22 protein-coding genes, 1 other RNA gene and 1 riboswitch are annotated in these 22,588 nt (G+C 26.1%); of the genes, 21 read left to right on the top strand and 2 right to left on the bottom strand.

Annotated elements, in window-relative coordinates:
• Positions 1-2 precede the first annotated feature (2 nt).
• The 18 genes from recN (at position 3) to rnpB (ending at position 16,416) form a co-directional block, all read left to right on the top strand.
• Positions 3-1,703 (top strand): DNA repair protein RecN, encoded by a 1,701-nt coding sequence (gene recN / locus CS899_RS01895; RefSeq protein ID WP_099203269.1) that lies wholly within the window; start codon positions 3-5, stop codon positions 1,701-1,703.
• A 1-nt stretch (position 1,704) separates the two neighbouring features.
• Positions 1,705-2,247 (top strand): NUDIX hydrolase, encoded by a 543-nt coding sequence (locus CS899_RS01890; protein ID WP_099203268.1) that lies wholly within the window; start codon positions 1,705-1,707, stop codon positions 2,245-2,247.
• Positions 2,237-2,872, top strand: coding sequence for a site-2 protease family protein (locus CS899_RS01885; protein ID WP_242491848.1), 636 nt, complete (start codon positions 2,237-2,239; stop codon positions 2,870-2,872). The genes CS899_RS01890 and CS899_RS01885 overlap by 11 nt, the downstream gene beginning before the upstream one ends.
• Positions 2,872-3,594 carry a segregation and condensation protein A gene (locus tag CS899_RS01880; RefSeq protein WP_099203267.1) on the top strand — a complete coding sequence of 241 codons (723 nt, stop codon included), beginning with the start codon at positions 2,872-2,874 and terminating at the stop codon, positions 3,592-3,594. The genes CS899_RS01885 and CS899_RS01880 overlap by 1 nt, the downstream gene beginning before the upstream one ends.
• A 4-nt stretch (positions 3,595-3,598) precedes the next feature.
• Complete coding sequence (gene scpB / locus CS899_RS01875) at positions 3,599-4,141, top strand: SMC-Scp complex subunit ScpB (protein ID WP_099203266.1); 543 nt, start codon at positions 3,599-3,601, stop codon at positions 4,139-4,141.
• The gene (locus CS899_RS01870) at positions 4,131-4,820 is read left to right on the top strand and encodes a pseudouridine synthase (protein ID WP_099203265.1); all 690 of its coding nucleotides are present in this window, start codon (positions 4,131-4,133) and stop codon (positions 4,818-4,820) included. The genes scpB and CS899_RS01870 overlap by 11 nt, the downstream gene beginning before the upstream one ends.
• Positions 4,821-4,822: 2 nt before the next feature.
• Entirely contained in the window at positions 4,823-5,185 is a 363-nt protein-coding gene (locus tag CS899_RS01865) for a hypothetical protein (protein ID WP_099203264.1), read from the top strand.
• Positions 5,178-5,747 carry a tRNA 5-(aminomethyl)-2-thiouridylate-methyltransferase MnmM gene (gene mnmM / locus CS899_RS01860; protein WP_099203263.1) on the top strand — a complete coding sequence of 190 codons (570 nt, stop codon included), beginning with the start codon at positions 5,178-5,180 and terminating at the stop codon, positions 5,745-5,747. The genes CS899_RS01865 and mnmM overlap by 8 nt, the downstream gene beginning before the upstream one ends.
• Complete coding sequence (locus CS899_RS01855; protein WP_207204721.1) at positions 5,737-6,963, top strand: BaiN/RdsA family NAD(P)/FAD-dependent oxidoreductase; 1,227 nt, start codon at positions 5,737-5,739, stop codon at positions 6,961-6,963. The genes mnmM and CS899_RS01855 overlap by 11 nt, the downstream gene beginning before the upstream one ends.
• Positions 6,950-7,861 carry a (d)CMP kinase gene (gene cmk, locus CS899_RS01850; protein WP_242491847.1) on the top strand — a complete coding sequence of 304 codons (912 nt, stop codon included), beginning with the start codon at positions 6,950-6,952 and terminating at the stop codon, positions 7,859-7,861. Before CS899_RS01855 ends, cmk begins: the two co-directional genes overlap by 14 nt.
• A complete protein-coding gene (locus tag CS899_RS01845) occupies positions 7,861-8,439 on the top strand; it encodes a lysophospholipid acyltransferase family protein (RefSeq protein WP_099203261.1) in 579 nt (192 codons plus the stop codon). The genes cmk and CS899_RS01845 overlap by 1 nt, the downstream gene beginning before the upstream one ends.
• Positions 8,440-8,441: 2 nt before the next feature.
• On the top strand, positions 8,442-10,469 hold the full coding sequence (locus CS899_RS01840) for a bifunctional 4-hydroxy-3-methylbut-2-enyl diphosphate reductase/30S ribosomal protein S1 (RefSeq protein WP_099203260.1): 2,028 nt from the start codon (positions 8,442-8,444) through the stop codon (positions 10,467-10,469).
• A gap of 96 nt (positions 10,470-10,565) precedes the next feature.
• Positions 10,566-11,588, top strand: coding sequence for a deoxyguanosinetriphosphate triphosphohydrolase (locus CS899_RS01835; protein WP_099203259.1), 1,023 nt, complete (start codon positions 10,566-10,568; stop codon positions 11,586-11,588).
• Positions 11,589-11,598: 10 nt separating this feature from the next.
• The gene (dnaG, locus tag CS899_RS01830) at positions 11,599-13,392 is read left to right on the top strand and encodes a DNA primase (RefSeq protein WP_099203258.1); all 1,794 of its coding nucleotides are present in this window, start codon (positions 11,599-11,601) and stop codon (positions 13,390-13,392) included.
• 11 nt (positions 13,393-13,403) lie between these two features.
• The gene (rpoD, locus tag CS899_RS01825; protein ID WP_099203257.1) at positions 13,404-14,600 is read left to right on the top strand and encodes an RNA polymerase sigma factor RpoD; all 1,197 of its coding nucleotides are present in this window, start codon (positions 13,404-13,406) and stop codon (positions 14,598-14,600) included.
• A 3-nt stretch (positions 14,601-14,603) separates the two neighbouring features.
• The gene (locus CS899_RS01820; RefSeq protein ID WP_099203256.1) at positions 14,604-15,296 is read left to right on the top strand and encodes a tRNA (adenine(22)-N(1))-methyltransferase; all 693 of its coding nucleotides are present in this window, start codon (positions 14,604-14,606) and stop codon (positions 15,294-15,296) included.
• A complete protein-coding gene (locus CS899_RS01815) occupies positions 15,286-16,071 on the top strand; it encodes a Nif3-like dinuclear metal center hexameric protein (RefSeq protein WP_164995816.1) in 786 nt (261 codons plus the stop codon). The genes CS899_RS01820 and CS899_RS01815 overlap by 11 nt, the downstream gene beginning before the upstream one ends.
• Before the next feature lie 21 nt (positions 16,072-16,092).
• Positions 16,093-16,416, top strand: an RNA gene (gene rnpB / locus CS899_RS01810) — RNase P RNA component class A.
• Positions 16,417-16,451: 35 nt separating this feature from the next.
• Here the strand turns inward: rnpB and CS899_RS01805 are convergent.
• Entirely contained in the window at positions 16,452-17,798 is a 1,347-nt protein-coding gene (locus CS899_RS01805; protein ID WP_099203254.1) for a sensor histidine kinase, read from the bottom strand.
• On the bottom strand, positions 17,795-18,484 hold the full coding sequence (locus tag CS899_RS01800; RefSeq protein ID WP_099203253.1) for a response regulator transcription factor: 690 nt from the start codon (positions 18,482-18,484) through the stop codon (positions 17,795-17,797). The genes CS899_RS01805 and CS899_RS01800 overlap by 4 nt, the downstream gene beginning before the upstream one ends.
• A 301-nt stretch (positions 18,485-18,785) precedes the next feature.
• Between CS899_RS01800 and trpS the strand changes: the two genes are divergently transcribed.
• From trpS to CS899_RS01785, 3 genes are all read left to right on the top strand, one after another.
• A complete protein-coding gene (gene trpS, locus CS899_RS01795) occupies positions 18,786-19,778 on the top strand; it encodes a tryptophan--tRNA ligase (RefSeq protein WP_099203252.1) in 993 nt (330 codons plus the stop codon).
• A gap of 81 nt (positions 19,779-19,859) precedes the next feature.
• Positions 19,860-20,002: riboswitch (Lysine riboswitch) on the top strand.
• 77 nt (positions 20,003-20,079) lie between these two features.
• On the top strand, positions 20,080-21,375 hold the full coding sequence (lysA, locus tag CS899_RS01790; protein ID WP_099203251.1) for a diaminopimelate decarboxylase: 1,296 nt from the start codon (positions 20,080-20,082) through the stop codon (positions 21,373-21,375).
• A gap of 2 nt (positions 21,376-21,377) precedes the next feature.
• Complete coding sequence (locus CS899_RS01785; RefSeq protein WP_099203250.1) at positions 21,378-22,577, top strand: aspartate kinase; 1,200 nt, start codon at positions 21,378-21,380, stop codon at positions 22,575-22,577.
• Positions 22,578-22,588: the final 11 nt, after the last annotated feature.

Here is a 22,588-nt window from a genome sequence, read left to right as displayed (position 1 = left end):
ATATGATTTCAGAATTATATATTGAAAATTTTATAATTATAAAAAAATTAAATATTGAATTTTCAGATAAATTTAATGTAATTACAGGCGAAACTGGATCTGGTAAATCTATTTTAATAGATGCAATGCAGTTATTACTAGGTAGTAGGTTTCAAAAAAGTTTTTTAGGTAAATACTCTAATAAAACAATAGTTGAAGGTAAATTTAATTTAAATGAAAATGAAAATATAAGAAAATTTATTAATGAAGGTTATGAATTAGAAGACAATGAATTGATAATAACTAGGGAAATACATTCTAATGGGAAAACTAGTAACAAAATTAATGGTAGAAATATTAATTTAAATAAATTGAAAGAGCTTATGAATGGAGTTATTGACATACATAGCCAAAATGAAAATCAAACTTTACTAAAAAAGGAAAACTATATTAATTTATTAGATTCTTTTAATCCTAGTTTTTTTATTTCTAAAAAAGAAAAAATAAAAGAGCTTCTTGAACAAAAGAAAAAAATTATAACAGAGCTTAATTCTTTAAATATGTCAGAACAAGAGATAGATAGAGAAAAAGATATATTAAACTATCAGTTAAATGAACTAGAAGAAATAGATTTAACAAATATTGATGAAGAAGAAATGTTTCAAGAATATACTAAATTAAGCAATGTAGATGAAATAATTATAGGATTAAATAAATTTAATGAGTTTTTTAATACAGAAGATTACAATAATATTGATATATTTTCTTTGATGAATCAGAGTGTTAGTAGTTTGGGAGATTTATCTGAGAAAGATGGTAAATTAATAAGTTATGTAGAACAATTAAATGAAATATATTATAATTTACAAGATGTAGTTTCTGAAATAAGTAAATATTCACAAAACCTTTTTGTTGATGATGAAAAATTAGAAAAATTAAATTTAGATATAGAAATTATCACTAATTTAAAAAGAAAATATGGTGGTAGTATTAATGAATTGATTGAGTTTAAAAAAAATATTACTAATAAATTAAGTAAACTTGAAAATATTGAGAGTTATATTTCAAAAACAAATGTAGAGTTAAACAAAGTAACAAAAGAATTAAAATCTATAGCAGAAGAAGTTTCACAAGAAAGAAAGAAAATATCAAAAAAATTAGAACAAGATATTTTGAAAAATATAAAAGAGCTGAATATGGCAAACGCTAAATTTGAAATTTACTTTAAAAAGCTAGATATAATTAATCATGATGGTTTTGATGAGATAGATTTTTTGATTAGTACAAATATAGGACAAGAAGTTAAACCTCTGAGTCAGACGGCATCAGGAGGGGAGTTGTCTAGAATTATGCTTGGATTTAAAACAGCTTTAGCAGATGTTGATGAAGTAGAAACTTTGGTATTTGATGAAATTGATACAGGAATAAGTGGAAGGACGGCCCAATTAGTAGGAGAGAAGTTAATTAATATTTCAAATAATAGACAAATATTAGTTATTTCTCACCTACCACAAATTGCTTCATTAGCAGACTATCATTTATTAATTGATAAAGAAGAATCAATAGAGGATACTATTTCAAATATTTATGAAATAAAAGATGATGATCGTGTAAATGAAATAGCTAGATTAATAGGTGGTGTAGATATTAACGACATAACTTTAAAACAATCTAGTCAAATGATAGAACAAGCTAAAAGCTTAAGAGAAAGTAAGAGGAAATAATATGCTTCATGAAGAGAAAACTATAAAAAGTGAAATGATATATGAAGGTAGAATATTAAATTTAAGAGTAGATACTGTTGAACTACCAGATATAAAATATTCTAAAAGAGAAATAGTAGAACATAGTAATGCAGTTGCAATAGTTGCTGTAAAAGATAATAAGGTATTTTTTGTAAAACAATATAGAAAAGCAATAGAAAAAGTGTTACTGGAAATACCAGCAGGTCTACTTGAAGTAAATGAGTCCCCTAGAGAAGCAGCACTTAGAGAATTACAAGAAGAAATAGGATACAGTTCAAATAATATGGAATTTATGTTTAATGGATATTCATCACCAGGATTTACAGATGAAAAAACAACATACTTTTTAGCACAAGAATTATTTGAAAGTAAATTAGTAGCAGATGATGATGAATATTTAGAAGTAGTTTCTTATGATATTGAAGAAGCTATAAAAATGATAGAAGATGGAGTAATAGAGGACTCCAAAACTATTAGTGGAATACTTTTTGCATATAGGAAATTAAAAGATAATGAATATTAATAATTTTGAAATAATTGATAAAATAGCAATGGTTATTGCATTGCTATTTTCATTAGTTATGCATGAAAATGCACATGGTGTAGCAGCTTATTTTATGGGAGACAATACTGCTAAAAACGCAGGAAGATTGACATTAAATCCATTAAAACATTTATCTTTATATGGAACTATATCTTTATTAATATTTAAATTTGGATGGGCGAAACCAGTTCCAGTAAATCCATATAATTATAAAAATAAAAGAGCAGGCAACTTATTGGTTTCAATTGCAGGTATCTGTATAAATTTAGTATTAGCTTTAATATCTACATTAATATTTGGGATATTAATAAAAATAGAGGGAGATAGTTTATTATATATCTTTGTTTACAGATTAGTAAATTATTTAATTATATATAATGTTTTTCTTGCTGTATTTAATTTGATTCCGATACCTCCATTAGATGGATCTAAAGTTGTATATAGTTTTTTACCAGAAAAAACAGTATATAAATTATCACGGAATGAACAGTATTTTAATATAGTATTGATAGTACTAATAGTTACAGGCATTGTAAGTAAAGTAGTAAATTTCTTTGCAGGTTATATTATTGAATTTTTGGATTTAATTTTAAAGGTGATTTAATGGCAATAACTATAGAAACAGATATATATAATGGACCATTTGATTTATTACTAAGTCTAATTGAAAAGAACAAAATAGATATTTACGATTTAAAATTAAGTGATATTACTGAGGAATTTCTTATAGAAGTTGAATCTATGAAAGAAAACAATCCTGAAAACATTACAGAATTTATTTATTTAGCAAGTACTTTATTAGAATTAAAATCTAGAAAATTACTGCCTAAAAATGAATATATTGAAGATGCTGAAGAAATATCAGAAGAACTAATTTTACAAAGGTTAATAGAATATAAAAGATTTAAAGAAGCAAGTAAACAATTATTGTATTTAAAACAATGTTCAGACTTACAGTTTTCTAAATATCAAGAAGATTTACAAGAATATATTGTTGAAGATTTAGAAAATGAAATTATTGGAGATTGTAATTTATTATTAAACGAATTAATACAAATAATGAAAAGAGATAAATTAAAAGAAGAAAATCTTAAAAAATTCGAAATTATTAGAGCTGAAGAGTATTCAGTAGATAGCTATATGGAAACTATTCAGTGGAAACTTGGAGACAATTCAAAACTTCCATTAAATAGTTTTGTAGAAAAAAATGGCTGTAAACAAGAAGTGATAGTTGTATTCTTATCTATTTTAGAGCTAATAAAAACAAAAGTAGTTAAAGTATTCCAAGACGAAGTTTTTAAAGAAATATATGTTGAATTGAGATGATAATATGGAAAATTATAAGTCAATAATAGAATCAGTTTTATTTGTATGGGGTGAACCTTTATCATATAAAGAGCTATCTAAAGTTTTAGAAATAGAGAACAAAGAGGCAAAGAAAATTTTAGAAGAATTGAGCTATGATTATTTAAATGATGATAGAGGAATTAAGTTAAAAAAATTTGACGAATATTATCAGTTAGTAACAAAAAAAGAAAATAATGACTATATAAAAAGAATAGTTAATAAGAAAAAGGTAAAAAAATTATCAAATCCAGCAATGGAAATACTTGCAATTATAGCATATAAACAACCAATAACTAAGTTAGAGATAGAAGAGATTAGGGGAGTTAAGTCATCTAGTTCGATAGACTCTTTGATAAATAGGAATTTAGTAAAGGAAGTTGGAAGATTAGATAAAATTGGAAAACCAATTTTGTATGGTACAACTGATGAATTTTTAAGAGTGTTTTCTATTGATAGTTTGAAAAAACTTCCTAAAATACATGAAATAGAATTGTATTTTGAAAATGAGGAAAATGATGAGGATTAATAAATATTTAGCTAAGTCTGGGATCTGTTCAAGAAGAAAGGCTGAAGAGTTAGTATTAAGTGGAAATATAAAAATAAATGATAAAGTAATTAACGATCTTAGTACAATTGTTAATGAAAAAGACATAGTAAAATACAATGATAAAATTGTATTATTAGAAGAATCTTTTGAATATATATTATTAAACAAACCAGTAGGCTATGTTTCAACTGTAAGTGATCCATATGCTGATAAAACGGTTTTAGCTTTGATAAATACAAGTAATAGATTATTTCCAGTTGGTAGACTAGATAAAGATAGTAGAGGATTAATTATTTTAACTAATGATGGAGATTTAACTTATAAATTAACTCACCCAAGTGGTACTACTAAAAAAACATATCTTGTTAAAATAATAGGTAATCCTAAAGAAAAAGATTTAAATTCTCTTAGAAAAGGAATAGTTTTAGAAGGTTATAGATTAAAACCTACAGAAATAACAAAAAAATCTAAAGATACTTATGAAATTATAATATCAGAAGGCAGAAATAGACAAATAAGAAAAATGTTTGAACATATTGGATGTAAAGTAATAGATTTGTATAGAGTAAAAATAGGAAACATTAATATTGGTAATTTAAAAGAAGGTAAATATAGAAATTTATCCTCGAAAGAAGTGAGTTACTTAAAGGGGAAATAGACGTGTATATAGTAAAAAACTCTGAATCAAAAGAAATTGAGTGTTTGATTGAAAAATTCAATATAGATTTAAATTATGACTTAAAGAATCCAAGCTTTTATTATACTTTTAAAATAGATGAGGAAATAGTAGGATATAGTAAAATTAAAGTGATAGATAATGTAGTTAATTTAATAGAATTTAAATTAGAAGGTGAATATTCAAATTCAGAAAAATTATTTTTTTTAAAAGCTACAGGTTCAAAAATTTTAGATTTAGGATTTGAAAGCTTTTCTAGTGAGTTAGATGAAATAAATTTCTACAATATAAAAGGTAACATAATATATTTAAACGAACTATTTGTAGGTACTTGTAAAGATGTTTAATAATTTTTATAATACTAAATCTATAGTAGATTACTATATAAATAAATTTAAAAACAAAGAAATAACAGCTGTTGACATGACAGCTGGAAATGGAAATGATATATATAATATTGCAAAGACTGTAAATATAAACAGTAAAATTTATGGATTTGATATTTTAGAAAAAGCTATAGAAAAATCTAAAGAAAAACTTTCGAAGCTAACCATTAATTGTAAATTAATTTTAGATAGTCATAGTAATATCAAAAATTATATATATACAAAAATAGATTTAGCTATATATAACTTAGGTTTTCTACCAGGTGGAGATAAAAATATAACTACTAATTATTCAACTGTATTAGAAAGTTTGAATTATTTAATAACAATGTTAAATAATGGAGGCATTGTTATTTTTACGTTTTATCCTGGACATAAAAGTGGTTTAGAAGAGTCTGAAAAAATTGAAGAATACTTGTCTAAATTAAATCAAAAAGAATATAATGTTTTAAAATTTAATTTTATTAATCAAATTAATAACCCACCTTATGTGGTAGTTATAGAAAGAGGTAATGTTGAATAATGTAATAATTATTGGTGCAGGACCAGCGGGGTTACTTGCAGCAATTTCAGCTAAAAATGAAAATAACAATGTAATAATAATTGAAAAAAATGAAAGAATTGGTAAAAAGTTATTTATTACAGGAAAAGGAAGATGTAATATAACTAACTATTCCAATACAGAAGATTTTTTTTCTAAAATAAATACAAATTCAAAGTTTATGTATAGTTCAATATACGGTTATACAAATTTTGATATATTAGAATTATTATCTAACTATGGGTTGGAGTATAAAGTGGAAAGAGGAAATAGAGTATTTCCAAAAAGTGACAAATCCAGTGATGTTATAAAAACTTTTAAGAAAATAATAGATGACTTAAAAATAAATATTATTTTAAACGAAAAAATAGATTATATTGAGAAAAAAGATGATATTTTCAATTTGTATAGTAAAAATAATAGATATGAGGCAGACTACGTTGTAATAGCAACAGGAGGGGTATCATACCCTGCTACAGGCTCAACAGGAGATGGATATAAATTTGCTAAAAATTTTGGGCATACATTAGTAGAAACAGAACCTAGCCTTGTCCCATTAGAAATATATTCAGATTATATTAAAGAACTTCAAGGTGTTAGTTTGAAAAATGTAGAAGTTAGTATAAAGAATAAGGAAAAAATATTACAATCGGAGTTTGGAGAAATGATATTCACTCACTTTGGAGTATCAGGACCAATAATATTAAAACTATCAAATAAGATTGAAAAAAATAGAGATATAGACATAGTTATAGATTTAAAGCCTAAATTAGATAAAGAAACATTAGATAATAGGATTATTAGGGATTTTGAAAAATATAATAATAAAGATATTAGTAATGGACTAAAGGATTTACTAATACAAAAATTAATACCTGTAATTTTAAAAGAGGCAAAAATAGATGAAAATAAAAAGGTAAATCAAATAACTAAGGAAGAACGGGCAAAATTAGGTGAAACTATAAAAAACTTAACATTTAAATTTAAAAGTTTCAGACCAATAAAAGATGCTATAATAACAAAAGGTGGCATTTCTACAAAAGAAATTAACCCTAAGACTATGGAAAGTAAAATCATAGATAATTTATATTTTGCAGGAGAAGTTATAGATGTAGATGCAATGACAGGTGGATATAATTTACAAGTAGCTTATTCAACAGGATATGCTGCTGGAAGGGATATAAATGAAAGAACTTAGAATAGATTTTGAAGATAATAAGGATAATGATATAGACACTTTGTCTAAAGAAATATTATTAAGAGTAAAAGAATTAAAAGAAAATAGAAACATAGATATTGAAGCGCTAATAATAAGTTTGCCATCATATCGAACAATAATAAACGAAGAAATATTAGAAAGTTTAGGAGATATAGATATTTTTGTTAGTAATGCTATGTCAGAAAAAGAAGATACAAATAAAGTGACAGTTATAGTAAAAGAAAAAGAGATTTTTCGAATTGCATTAGATGGTCCTTCAGCATCAGGAAAAAGTACAATTGCAAAAATATTGAGTGGTATTTTGGGAATCAAATACTTAGATACAGGAGCGATGTATAGAGCTATTACCTATTATCTAACAAAGAATAATGCGAATTTAGAATGTGAAAAAGATATAGATTCTAAATTAAATGATATTAATATTAGTTATTTAAAAGAGGATATACTTATAAATGAAGAAGTAGTCACAGATAAGCTACGAACAGATATTATAAATAAAAATGTTTCATTAGTATCAAGCTATTCGTCAGTAAGAGAAAAATTAGTAAATATACAAAGAGATATCGCAAGAAAAAACTCCATAATACTTGATGGAAGAGATATTGGAACTGTGGTTTTACCTAACGCAGAATATAAATTTTTCTTAATAGCCTCAGCAGAAGAAAGAGCAAAAAGAAGACTAAATGATAACGAAAGCAAATCAAATTATTCTTATGAGAAAATATTAGAAGATATAAAAAGAAGAGATTATCTAGACTCAACTAGAAAGATTTCTCCTTTAAAGAAAGCAGAAAACGCAATAGAAATAGATTCTACAAATATGACAATAAACGAAGTAGTAGAAAATATATTAGAATATATAAGAGGTATTAAATAATGTATTGGTTTTTTAGAAATATTCTTTGGGTAATAATGAGAATAATTTTTAGAATAGAAATTAATGGAAAAGAGAATATTAATTTAGAAGATAAAGGTAGCCTCATAATATGTTCAAATCATATTAGTATGTGGGATCCTTTAACACTTGCTATAACATATAAAAGACAAATAAACTTTATGGCTAAAAAAGAATTATTTGAACTACCTATAATAGGAAAAATATTTTATAAAGTAGGAGCTTTTCCAGTTGAAAGAGATAAGGTAGACTTAAAAAGTGTGAAACAATCCCTTAAAATACTTAAAGAAGATAAGATTTTAGGAATATTCCCCGAGGGAACAAGGGTTAGGGAATTAGACATTGAAAATGTCAAAGAAGGTGTTGGTTTAATAGCAAATAAATCAGGATCAAATATACTACCAGTTCATATAGAAACAGAATATAAAATATTTGGAAAAGTAAAAGTAACTTACTTGCCAATTGTAAAAGTTGAGAGATTTGAAGAATTACCTAAAAACGAACGAAGCAAAGCTATAACATTAGCAGCCTATAAAGAAATATACAACATTACGGAGTAATAATGGAAATTATAATAGCAGATAATTCAGGATTTTGTTTTGGAGTAGAAAGAGCTATAAAATTGACAGAAGATGCGTTAAAAACAAACGTAAAGACAACATCTTTAGGATTGTTAATACATAATCCGCAAGAAGTAGATAGATTAAGTAATATAGGATTAAATGTTACTGAAGAAATTGACAGAATTTTTGAAAATGAAAATTTAGTTGTACGAGCTCATGGAGAAACAAAAGACAAGAAGAAACTTATAGAAAGCAAAGGATATAATTTAATAGATGCGACATGTCCAGTATTGTTATCGATATACAAGAGAATAGAAAAAGCGGAAAATGAAGGGTATACGATAATAATTATAGGGGACAAAGATCATCCAGAGATAATTGCGATGGCTGGACAATTAGCACAAAATCCGTTAATAATTAATACAGAAGAAGAAGCTAGAGAGATAAAAAATACAGATAAATTATATATTGTCTCACAAACAACAAATTTAATAGAGAAATTTTTGTTATTATCTGATATAATAGGAAGAAGTAATACTAATGTAGTGATAAAAAACACAATATGCAATGCCACAAAACTAAGGCAACAATCAGTTATTGAGCTATCAAAAAATGTAGATGCTATGGTTGTTATTGGGGGAAAAACAAGTTCAAATACGAACAAACTTTATGAATTGTCCAAAAAGCATTGTGAAAATACTTTCCGCATAGAGACGGTTAGAGATTTATCTTTACAAGAAGTATTTAAATATAATAAAATAGGAATAACCGCAGGAGCATCAACACCTGCGTGGATAATTGAGGAGGTTGTTCAAGTAATGGATAATTACAGCAAAGATGAGTTTATGGAGCAAGTAGAGGGTAGTATAACTAAAATTTATCCTAAGGACGTTGTTAAAGGTAGTGTTATATATGTTACTGATAATGAAGTTATGGTAAATATAGGTTATAGCTCAGACGGTATTATAAAATTAGATGAGTTATCAACAGATCCAGATAAAAAACCAAGAGATTTATTTGAAGAAGGTCAAGAAATTGATGTATATGTAATCAAATTAGATGATGGTGAAGGAAATGTGGTTTTATCAACTAGAAGAGTTGAAGGACTTAAAAACTGGATGAAATTGGTTGAAATCTATGAAAATAATGAAACTGTTGAAGCAGAGGTGTTAAAAGAAGTTAAAGGTGGTTTATTAGCTTCAGTGCTTGGCATTAATGCATTTATTCCAGGATCTCAAATAACAACTTCTTTTGTAAAAGATTTATCACCATACATTGGTCAAAAATTAGAGTGCAAAATTATAAGTATAGATGAGAAGAAAAGAAGATTAGTTTTATCTAAAAGAGTTATAGAAGAAGCAGCAGAGCAAGAAAAAGTAGATAAAGCTTGGGAAACTGTTGAAGTTGATAAAATAGTAACTGGAACAGTAGAACGCCTTACAGATTTTGGAGCTTTTGTTGATATTGGAGGGGTAGATGGTTTGATTCATATCTCCGATATATCATGGAAAAGAATAAAACACCCATCAGATGTATTAACTGTTGGTGACGAAATAGAAGTTAAAATACTTAGAGCAAATAAAGAGAAAAATAGAATCTCTTTAGGATTAAAACAATTATCTAAAAAACCATTTGAATTATTTATGGAAAATAATCAAGTTGGAGATGTAGTAAAAGGTGAAGTTGTAAACTTACTTGATTTTGGAGCCTTTGTTAGACTATCCGAAGGAGTAGAAGGTTTAGTACATGTTTCTCAAATCAGCTATGAACATGTTGAAAAGCCATCTGATGAACTAAACATTGGTGATGAAATAGAAGTTAAGATTTTAGAAATAAATCCTGAAACAAAGAGAATAGCATTAAGTGTAAAAGAAACTTTAGAGAAGCCTCAAGAAGTTAAAAAACCAGAACCTGTAAAAGTAAAGAAACCTAAAGAAGAAGTTGTTGAATATGAAAATCAAGAATTAGAAAATAACTTAGGTGCTTTATTAGATGCAGAGTTAAGTAAAAATATTGATGAAGAATAAAATTCAAATAAAAAGGTAGAGATAACTCTATCTTTTTTATTTGATTGTAAAATATCAAATAAATTGGGTATAAATGAGTGTATATAGAGGTGTGAAATGAATTTAAGACTTGATCAAGAAAGATATGAAAGAGAATACTTAAGTGTATATTCATCTAAAAGCTATGATGCTAAAAGAGAGATATTAGAAGAAAATGATAATATAAGAACTTCTTATCAAAGAGATAGAGATAGAATTATACATTCTAAGTCATTTAGGAGACTTAAACATAAAACACAAGTGTACATTTCACCAGAAAAAGATCATTACAGAACAAGATTAACACATACATTGGAAGTTGCCCAAATAGCAAGAACTATTGCAAGAGCTTTAAAGCTTAACGAAGATTTGACAGAAGCAATAGCGTTAGGACATGACTTAGGACATACTCCTTTTGGGCATATAGGAGAAGATGCCTTAAATAACTTAAATCCTAAAGGCTTTAAACATTACAATCATTCAGTTAGAGTAGTTCAGTTACTTGAGGTTACAAAATCTGGAAAAGGACTTAATTTAACGTTAGATGTAATAGATGGTATAAAAAATCATACAGGCAAGAGTACTAGTAATACATTGGAAGGAAATATAATAAAGTTTGCTGATAGAATAGCATATATAAATCATGATATAGATGATTCTATTAGAGCTGGGATTTTAAAAGATGAAGATATACCAAAAGAACTTTCCGAAGAATTTGGATATAATTCAGGGGATAGAATAAATTCTATGGTTATAGATGTAATAGAAAATAGCTATAATAAAAATAAAATATTAATGTCTAATAAGAAATATGAAAAAATGCTTTTGTTACGAGGATTTATGTTTGATAGAGTGTATTTAAATCCTATAGTTAAAAGTGATGAAAAAAAAGCTCATGGAATTATTGAGGCATTATATTCATATTACAAAAAAAACTTTGAAGAATTATATGAGGGTCATTTAAAAGTATACAAAGATAATGATAAATTAATGAATTCAACAGAGGATGATATTATTACAGACTATATAGCGGGTATGACAGATACTTTTGCTATACACAAATATATGGATCTATTTTTACCAAAACAATGGTCAATATAGGAGGGATAATTTGCCATATATATCAGAAGATAAGATTAATGAAGTTAAAGATCAGATTGATATTGTGAATTTAATTTCAGAATATATAGACTTGAAACAGTCGGGAAGTAATTATATAGGCTTATGTCCTTTTCATAATGAAAAAACACCATCTTTTACAGTATCAAGCCAAAAACGGATATTCCACTGTTTTGGATGTGGAGAAGGTGGAGATGCAATTTCTTTTATAATGAAAAAAGAAAATCTAAGCTATCCAGAAGCTATACAGTTTTTAGCAGACAAACTTGGAATATTTCTTGAAACAGGCAAAGTTGATAAAGAATTATACGAACATAGGAAAATTCTTTATGCTATAAACAATGAAGCAAAGTTATATTTTTTTCATAATTTACTAACTAATACTATTCCTAAAAAATATATAAAGGAAAGAGGTCTGGACAGGACTTTTATAAATAAATACATGATAGGATATGCTACAGGAAACGCACAAGGATTATTAAATCATTTATTGAAAAAGGGATATAAAGTTGAGGATATGATTGAATTAGGACTTGTGAAAAAATCTTCAAAAAGCAATTCTCTATATGATGCATTTAGAAATAGATTAATATTTCCAATTACAGATATAAGAAAAAATATAATTGGCTTTGGTGGAAGAACTTTAGTAGATGATAGAGCAAAATATATAAATTCACCAGAAAGTTTAATTTATCATAAAAGCAATAATATTTATGGGGTTGGAAATTTACAAAATGCTTCAAAGAAAAATAAAATAATTTTGGTTGAAGGATATATGGATGTTATTTCTCTATCAAACAATGGAATAGATTATTGTGTTGCAAGTCTAGGAACTGCACTTACAAAAGAACAGGCTAAATTAATTTCTAGATATAGTAAAAACATTTATATTTGTTATGATGGTGACGATGCAGGAATAAAGGCAGCAGAAAGAGCTATGGAAATTTTTGCAGAGTTAAATATTAATCCGTATATAGTGCAAATACCTGATGGATTAGATCCTGATGATTATGTAAAAAAATATGGTAAAAATGCTTTTGACAATTTGTTGGAAAATTCATTAAATCCTATATTATATAAATATAGAAATTTATTAAACTCTTATAATTTAAAGGATATAGATCAAAAGGTAGAATTTTTAGAGAAACTTGCAAAACTTTTATCTGATATTGAAAGTAAGTTAACTAGAGATGAATATATTAGCAGATTTTCGAAAGATTTAGATATAGATAATGAAAGTTTACTACAAGAAGTTGATAAAATATCTAATAATATGAATAAGAAAGATACGAGTAATTTATTAAAAGTAGATAAAAAAATTTATAATTCAAATAAAACTAACATGAAATTAAAACTTATAGAGTCTCTTAGATTTGTATTATTCAACAATCCAATTGCAAACAGGATTATTGAAGAGTCAGATTTTTTGAAAAACGAAACTAAGTATTGGACATTATGCTTGGAAATAATACAGAATATTAATTTGAATGACGATTTAAAACATCAAATACAAAGCTTAAATTTAGATTCTGATATTGAAAAAATTTTCAATAAAGTTTTAAAGATTAAAGATTTTACTGAGTATACAAATATAGATAGTGCTAATAAGTACATTAATTCTTTAAGAGTAGAAGGACTTATTTATAAACGAGATGAGTTAAAGGAGCAGTTTTCTCTTTTAGAAGAAAATGAAAATCTTACAGATGATTTGAAAATTGTTTATTCTAATCTAGCAATGGATATACTTAAACTAAACAAAGAAATAAAGAAATTTGATAAAAACTAGGAGGATTCATTGTGGCAGAGACCAAAAATAATGAAGATTATAAAGAAATAAATCTGGATGAATTAGATGAAATAAAAAAAGACATAATTGAGGAACTAATAGATATAGCATCTAGCAGACATGGAATAATTTCTATGGAAACTTTTAAATCAGTAGATTCTTTTTCGGAGTTGTCTGAAGAAGATATCGAATATATAAAAAAGAATTTGCATGATCATAATATTGAAATTGTAGAAAATGATGATGAAATTATTGTTTTAAAAGAAGATGAAAAAGAAGAAGATGATGATTTAAAAGACGACGATAAAGAAGATGAAAAAGAAGTACCAGAAGAAGAAGTAGAGATAAAAGTAGATGACTTGGCAAATATAAAAGGATTAAATGTAGATGATCCTGTAAAGATGTATTTGAAAGAGATTGGTAAAATTCCATTATTAACTGCAGATGAAGAAGTTGAATTAGCAAAGCGTATGGAAAATGGTGATAACTACGCTAAAAAAAGACTTGCTGAAACAAACTTACGTTTAGTTGTTAGTATAGCAAAAAGATATGTTGGTAGGGGTATGCAATTTCTAGATTTAATCCAAGAAGGAAATTTAGGATTAATGAAAGCTGTTGAAAAATTTGACTACAAAAGAGGTTTTAAGTTTTCTACCTATGCAACATGGTGGATAAGACAAGCTATAACTAGGGCCATTGCAGATCAAGCTAGAACTATTAGAATTCCTGTTCATATGGTTGAAACTATTAATAAATTAGTTAGAATAGAAAGACAATTAATCCAAGAATTAGGCAGAGATCCAACTAATGAGGAAATAGCTAAAGAAATGGGAATAGAGGTTGAAAAAGTAAGAGAAGTTAGAAAAATAGCTCAAGAACCAGTTTCATTAGAAACTCCAATTGGAGAGGAAGAAGATAGCCATTTAGGAGATTTTATAGAAGATGAATCCGCAATAGCACCAGATGAAGCAGCTAATTTTACTATGTTAAGAGAACAATTAAATGAAATTTTATCAACTCTTAATGAAAGAGAAAGAAAAGTTTTAGAGTTGAGATTTGGTCTTATTGATGGAACTCCAAGAACATTAGAGGAAGTTGGGAAAGAATTTAATGTAACAAGAGAGAGAATACGTCAAATAGAAGCGAAAGCTCTTAGAAAGTTAAAACATCCTAGTAGAAGCCAAAAGTTAAAAGATTTTTTGGAGTAATATATGAATCAAGAAAGATTACTAAAAATTGCCAATTTGATAGAACAAAATTCTATAGTAGCAGATATAGGTACCGACCATGGGTTGATACCTATATTTTTATCAGAAAATAATATAGCAAAAAAGATTATTGCATCAGATATAAGTGGAAAATCTTTATCAAAACTTGTTGATAAAATCTATAACAATCCATATATGTCTAATATTGAAACAAGAGTATCAGATGGACTTAATGAATATAAGTTATTTGAGGCAGATACTATAATTGTATCTGGAATGGGAGGAATATTAATAACAAAAATATTGAATGATAATTTAGAAATAGCTAAATCTGCAAATAATTTAGTCCTTCAAGCCAATAATGGATTATATGAACTGAGAAAGTTTTTACATGAAAATGGATTTGCTATTATAGATGAAGATGATGTAATTGAAAATAAAAAGTATTATCAAATAATAAAAACTAAAGTCGGTTTAGAAAAATATGAAAAAAAAGAAGAATATTATTTTGGTAGAGTTTTAATAAAAAAGAAGTCTAAAAATCTTGAATTATACATTGATAAATTGATAAATGATAATAAAAAACTGATGAAAGAATTGAATATATTAGGTAATAAATCTATTAAGGATAGAATAACAGATATTAAAAAAGAAAATTTATTTTATGAAAATGTGAGGAAAAATCTTGAAAATTAAAGACTTTATTCAGTTTTACGAAAGTTTAGTTCCTGTAGAGATACAAGAAGATTGGGATAATTCAGGTTTTCAATTAGGGAATAGAGAAAATGATATAACAGGAATTCTAATTTCTTTGGACTTTAGCTTAGAATCTGTAGAATATGCAAGTAAAAACAACATGAATCTTATTTTTACTCATCATCCTGTATTTTACAAGTCTATAAATAATTTGGAAAAAGGCACTAAATACTCAGATGCAATAATTAAAGCTGTAAAAAATGATATATCTGTTTATAGTAGTCATACTAATTTAGACTTTATTGAAGGAGGAGTAAATGATACTCTTGCTAACTTATTTAATATAAATGATATAAATCCTATAATTGAGCATTATTATAATAATAAGACTGGGCTTGGAAGGTATGGATATATTTTTCCTTTAAAGGGAGAAAAGTTTATTAATTTTTTAAAAAATTCATTAAATGAACAAAATGTAATTGTATATGGAAATTTAGACAAAGAAATAATTAAAGTTGGGGTAGTAGGTGGCACAGGGGCAGAAACTTTAGAAAAATCTGTAGAGCTGAACTTGGATGTACTTATTACAAGTGATATAAAATATCACCAAGCTGAATTTGCTGTAGAAAATAATCTTACTTTAATTGATATAGGACACTATAATTCAGAAAAATTTGTTTTAGATACACTATATAATATTTTTTCTAATGAAGAATTTAAAAATATAATAATAGAAAAATTTGTCTTTGATAAATCAAAAAGAAAAATTTTATAATTTATGTTATACTTTATTAAGTGAGTAGAAAGGATAATCGCGTAAATACGAGGAAAGTCCGTGCACCATAGAGCAAAGATGCTGGATAACGTCCAGTGAGGGCAACCTTAAGGCTAGTGCAACAGAAATAAACCGCCAATATTGGTAAGGATGGAAAGGCGAGGTAAGAGCTCACCAGTGTATAGGTGACTATACAGCTATGTAAACCCCATCTGGTGCAAGATCAAAGTGGTAAAAAAGTGGCTGCTCGTCACTCCTAAGGTAGATCGCTTGAACTTATTGGTAACAATGAGTCTAGATAGATGATTATCATAACAGAACACGGCTTATTTTTCTGGTCACTAAAACCCTAAATTTTTAAATTTGGGGTTTTATTTATTTTAAGGAATTATAATTGTAAATTTTGTATATTGGTTTAATATACTATCTACTTTTATTTCTAGATTCATAATTTCTATTAAATTCTTAACTATTGCAAGTCCGAGTCCATAACCATTTTGTTTAGTATTTCTTACATTATCAACTCTGAAAAAACGATCAAAAATTAAAGGGAGATTTTCCTTAGAAATTCCAATACCATTATCTTGTACATATAACTCAGTATGACCATTAACTGATTTAAAACCTATAATTATAGTATCTCCTGGTAATGTAGCTTTTAAAGAATTACTTAGTAGATTATTTATTATTTGTGTTAATTTATCCTTGTCTAGAGTGACAAAATTATCAAATGGTGTATTTATTATTATGCTTACATTTTTTGATATAGCTTGGGATAAAAAAGACTCAGTAATTATTCTTATTTCATCTTTTAAATTAAAAGTTGTATTATTAAGTTTAAGATTTTCAAATTCATCATTAAAGGTATCTTTTAGATTATCAACTAAAATTTTTAATCTGTTTATTTCACTTAAACTATTTTTTATATTTTCATCATTTAAATCAATAACTCCATCAACCATAGCTTCTAAAGTTAATTGCAAATTTGTTAAAGGAGTTCTCAATTCATGATTTATATCTTGAGAATAAGTTTTTCTTATCTGATTTTGCATTTTTAAATTTTTATTTAAATAGTTTATATTATTGGACAATTTATTGAGTTCATATATTTTAGTAGTTGGTAAATTTAAGTTATCATAGCTTTTAGTAAATATTTTTTCAGTTGAATCAGATAACATTAAGATTGGTTTTGTTATGCTTTTTATCAATATAATTAGTAAAATTAATCCAGTAGCTAAAGATATTGTTGTAACTATGTTAGTACCTAAAACGAGTTTATATCTTGTTTCAGTATACCCAAAGTCTTCAATTAAACCTGGAAGAAATTCATACTTAACATATCCAACAGTTTGTTTATCAACTATAATAGGATATTTCTCATTAATAAACAAATATTCTATATCTTTCAAATTTTCGTCAGAGGAATTTATTAAATTACAATTTGATAAATTATTATTATTATTATCATATACAGTAATATTGATGTCAAAATGCACTAATTCAGGCAATTTTTCACATATTCCTTCAAAATCTCCATTTTTTTTATAGTAATCAGAAATATTTTTGGTAATATAATTAAAATATTTACTATAATTTTTTGTGAATAATGAATTCCACATATTATGGTACATTATTATAGTGAATAAAATTGAAATTAAAATAGGAAAAAGTATAGAAATACAATAAATTTTAAGTATTTCTCTTTTTATACTTTTAGTTTTTTTCATATATTTGCCTTATATCCAATTCCGTATACCGTTAATATATAATTTGGATCTTTAGGATTATTTTCTAATTTAGAACGTATATTTTTTATGTGTGTGTCAATAGCTCTATCAAAAGCAGTGTAATCTACGCCAAAGCCCACTTCAATAATTTCTTCTCTAGTAAAAATCTTTTTAGGATAAGAGAATAAAGTTTTTACTATTTTAAATTCATTATTGGTTAAACTTATTAAACTCCCATTTTTATAGAGATTATTATTTTCTAAATCTAAAACTAGCTCGCCAGTATTAGAAGTAATTAAATCAGCTTTAGGAATATCGTGTTTTCTAGATCTTCTGAGTATATTTTTTACTCTTAATACTAATTCTTTTGCACTAAAAGGTTTAATAATATAGTCATCTGCTCCAAGTTTTAACCCGTTAATACGATTTTCTTCTTCTATTTTTGCAGTAACCATAACAACAGGAGTTTCAGAATAATTTTTTATATAAGACATTATATCTTCACCAGAAATTTTTGGTAGCATTAAGTCTAATATGACTAAATCTGGATTTTCTAATTTAAATTTATTTAATCCGTCTTCTCCATCAAAAGATTGAATTACATTGTACCCTTCTAACTCTAAATATTGTTTTTCTATATTTGATATTGAGATTTCATCTTCAATAATTAATATTTTAATACTCATAAATAACTCCTTAATATAAAAAAATACTTCTCCTATATTTTAATCTAATATTGATTAAAAGCAAAGTAATTAAATAAATTGTTTAATTAATACAATGAAGGTATAATGTAAATATTAAGATTTAAAGATAATAATAAAATTTCAATATTTATTACAAATAGATATAATTTATTTTTTAACATACAAATGTTATATTTTTTAATATAAAAATACCACTATAGAATTAGATAAACTTTTTTAAGTTTGAATTTTGGTAGTGTATATAATAGTTTTTATATTGATTTTATATTTAGGAGGAAATATGAATAAAAAAACAGTTTTTAGTGGGGTTCAACCATCAGGAAATCTGACAATAGGAAATTATTTAGGTGCTATAAAGAATTTTTCAAGATTACAAGATGAATACAATAGTATATATTCAATAGTTGATATGCATTCAATAACAGTACCACAAGTTCCAAGTGAACTTAGAAAGAGAACATATGAAGTTTTAGCACTATATCTAGCAACAGGATTAGATCCTGAAAAATCGACAATATTTGTACAATCACACGTATCTGCACATGCAGAATTATGTTGGGTATTAAATTCTATATCATATATGGGACAATTAAATAGAATGACTCAGTATAAAGATAAATCTTCAAAATCTGAGGAAAATTTAAATGCAGCATTATTCACATATCCCGTATTAATGGCAGCTGATATTTTGTTATATCAAACAGATTTTGTACCAGTAGGAGAAGATCAAAGACAACATTTAGAGTTAGCAAGAGATTTAGCTATTAGGTTTAATAGTAAGTATAGTGATACTTTTAAAGTCCCGGATAATCTAATACAAAAAGAAACAGGGAAAATATATAATTTAAAAAATCCAGAATTAAAAATGTCAAAGTCTGATCCCGATGCAAACAGTTATATATTAATGCTTGATGATAAAGATACTATTGTAAGAAAAGTAAAAAGAGCAGTTACAGACTCATTAGCAAATTTTAATTACTCAAAAGAACAAAAAGGCTTACAAAACTTGATAAATATATATAGTGCTTTTTCTGGAGAGGATGTAAAAAATATAGTAAATAAATATAGAAATGAAAATTATTCTGTTTTTAAAGAAGATTTAGGAATATTAATTGCAGAAGCTTTGAAACCAATTCAAAATGAATATGATAAACTAATGAGTGATAAAGGATATTTAGAAAGTATAATGAAAGAAGGAGCTGAAAAAGCTAGATATTTGTCTTATAAAACTTTGAGAAAAGTTTATAAAAAAGTAGGGTTTGTACAAATTTAATATTTTAACAAACTTTTCATATGAAATAGTTTGACAAAGTATGATATATTTGATATCCTAAATTAAATTAAATAGTTAATCAATGTTTAAAGAGGCCGCGGTTTGAATTATTAGGAAACGAAAGGTTAAATCGCCGAAATACTTAAGTATTGGGGTTATGCTTAATAGGTATGACACTGTCAATAATAGAATGCCCATTTTATTATTGGAGGACTTTATTCATTGAGGGCAGAAGGAAAGTTATATATAACTATGAGTGCCTTTTGCTCATAGTTTTTTTATTATAAAAAGGAGATATTTCATGAAATTATTGGGAAATATGAATTTAAAAAATAGTGAATTATACATTGGAGATACATCTTGTTCAGAACTTGCAAAAAAATTTGATACTCCATTGTTTATAATTGATGAAGATGATTTTAGAGAAAAGATTAAATCTTATAAAAATAGCTTTAAAAGTAAGAAAATAGACTCAAGAGTATTATATGCTTCAAAGTCTATGCTAAACGTTTATACAGCTAAAATAATAGCAGAAGAAGGGTTATATATAGATGTTGTAAGTGGTGGTGAACTATATACAGTATTAAAAGCTAAATTTCCTTCTGAAAGAATATATTTTCATGGAAACAATAAATTATATAAAGAATTAAAATTTGCATTGGATAACAATATAGGAACTATAGTTATAGATAATGTTCAAGAAATAGAGAGAATAATTAATATATTAAGTGGAACTGATAATAAACAAAAAGTATTACTTAGAGTTAATCCTGGAATAGATGCTCATACTCATGAATATATAAAAACTACAAAGTTAGACTCTAAATTTGGAGAATCAATATTTGATGAAAATATATTTAATATTGTAAATAGTATTGTAGAAAATGAAAATTTAATATTTGCAGGTTTTCATTGTCACATAGGTTCACAAATTTTTGAAAAAGAATCTTTCTTTAAAGAAGCCGAAACTATGGTAGAATTTATGAAAACAGTAGAAGATAAACTTGATATAAAAATACCAGAACTAAACTTGGGTGGAGGATTTGGAGTATATTATACAAAAGAAGATAATCCATTTGAGTTAGGAAAATTTTTAAATGAATATATTGAAAAAATTGAAAATTATATTGATTATTATGGAGTAAATTTACAAACTGTAGATATAGAGCCTGGAAGATCTTTAATTTGCAATAGTGGATCAACTTTATATACTGTTGGGGGAGTAAAGGAGACTTTTGGCGGAAAAGATTATATTTTTGTAGATGGAGGAATGACCGATAATCCACGACCAGCGCTATATCAAGCTAAATACGAAGCAATATTAGTTAATAAAGCAAATAAAAAAGCTGACAATGTTTATACTATTGCAGGAAAATGCTGTGAATCTGGAGATATTTTAATTAAAGACTACAAACTACCAAAAGCAGAAATAGGGGATTTGTTATTAATTCCATCAACGGGAGCATACACTTACTCAATGAGTAGTAATTATAATAGAATTGAACGTCCAGCAATGGTGTTTGTTAGTAGAGAAGGAGAAAAATTAGCTGTAAGAAGACAGACATATGAAGATTTAATAAGAGAGGATGTTTATTAATATTGAGTGAATTTGATGGAGTTGTATTGAAGTATGGAGGTTCATCGGTAGCTACACCAGAAAAAATTAGTCAAGTTGCTGATAGAATTATAAAAAAGAAAGAAAAGTATAAAAATATTATAACAGTAGTTTCGGCTATGGGTAAAAGCACTAATGATTTAATATCATTATCTAGAGAAATTTCTAATAACCCTAATAAAAGAGAAATGGATATGTTGCTTTCAACAGGTGAACAAGTAACAATATCGCTTTTAGCAATGGCTATAACTGCAAAAGGGCATAAGGCTATATCGTTAACAGGATGGCAAGTTAGAATGAAAACTTTTGGACATCATATGAAAAGTAAAATAACTAGTTTAGATAAAGATGTAATCAATAAATATTTACAAGAAGATTACATAGTAATAATAGCTGGTTTTCAAGGTATAAATGAAAATGATGATATTACGACACTAGGGAGAGGCGGTTCAGATACTTCTGCTGTTGCCATAGCTGCAACATTAGGATATCCTTGTGAGATATATACAGATGTTAAAGGAATATATACCATTGACCCTAGAGTATATAGCAAAGCCAGAAAATTAGATGAATTATCATATGAAGAAACATTGGAAATGGCTAGTTTAGGAGCAAAAGTCATCGAGCCAAGAAGTGTAGAATTAGCATGGAAGTACAAAGTACCGCTTTATATTGCATTAAATACAAATGATGTTAAAGGTACGTATATTTCAGAAGAAGGAAAAAAGATGGAAAAAAATAGTATAACAAATATATCAATAATGGATAATATTCTTTTAGTTAATATAGAATTAAAAAATAATAATGTTGAACTAATAAATAATATATTCGTTAAATTAGGAAGTGAAAATGTAAATATTGACATAATAAGTCAAAATAAATTTTCAGATGATAAATATTTAATATCATTTACGACAACGTTTGATAATAAGTTTATTGTTACAGAAATTTTAAATAACTTAGGATTAAATTTTAATTTCATAGAAGATGTAAGTAAGGTTTCTATTATAGGTGACTCCATGAGAACACAGGCGGGAGTTGCTTCTAGGGTATTTGAATTACTATCACAAGGAAGTATTGAATTTCATCAAGTTTCAACATCTGAAATAAGTATTTCGTATGTGGTAGATGATTATAATGTTGAAAGAATGGTTGACATATTAGTTAAAGAATTTAAATTATAGTGGAGGTAGGA

It is taken from the genome of Miniphocaeibacter massiliensis (assembly GCF_900232905.1).
Taxonomy (GTDB): Bacteria; Bacillota; Clostridia; order Tissierellales; family Peptoniphilaceae; genus Miniphocaeibacter; species Miniphocaeibacter massiliensis.
The sequence above is the reverse complement of the archived record's forward strand: the minus strand, read 5'-3'. Positions and strand labels throughout refer to the sequence as shown.